This is a genomic window from Oleiphilus sp. HI0086 (assembly GCF_001635225.1).
In genome coordinates this window covers 1-522 of record NZ_LWFZ01000263.1, presented here as the reverse complement: position 1 = coordinate 522, position 522 = coordinate 1, and the positions used below count along the sequence as shown (strand labels likewise).

Annotated in this window: 1 protein-coding gene; it reads left to right on the top strand. The window is 42.9% G+C overall.

From position 1 onward, the window contains the following. On the top strand, positions 1–448 hold a 448-nt coding region (locus A3756_RS03390), incomplete at its 5' end, for a pilus assembly protein PilP (protein WP_068552931.1). Positions 449–522: the final 74 nt, after the last annotated feature.

The window sequence follows — 522 nt, the reverse complement described above, 5'->3', positions numbered from 1 at the left end:
TATGGCAGAGGCTGATGCCAAGCCGCGTGGAAAAATAGAGGCTTTGCCTGAAGTACAAGTATATAGAGCATTTACATACAGTGCTGCGAATAGACGTTCACCTTTTTTGCCGCCTGAAGATGTTGTGGTAAGCGTGGTAGAGATACAAAAAGATCAAAGTAACGTTAAGCCGGATTTTGATCGAGTTCCTGAGGTTCTGGAGTCATACTCTCTAGGGCAGTTAAAAATGGTTGGTACGCTTCAGCGAAATGAACAAGATATTTTGTGGGCGCTGATTGCTGATGAGTTGCAGAGCGTACATATGGCCAAGGTTGGGCAGTATATGGGTAAAAACCATGGCCGAATTGTAGATGTAAGAGTTGGTCAGATTGATTTGATTGAAATTGTTCCCAACGGATATGGCGGCTGGCTTGAAAGGCCGCGAACCATCTCGCTGGACGATCAGTAATTAAGGGGGCTTGGGAATAATGAATGATATATCAAATAGAGCAAACATGTTTAAGTCAAAAGTAAGTAGAATAT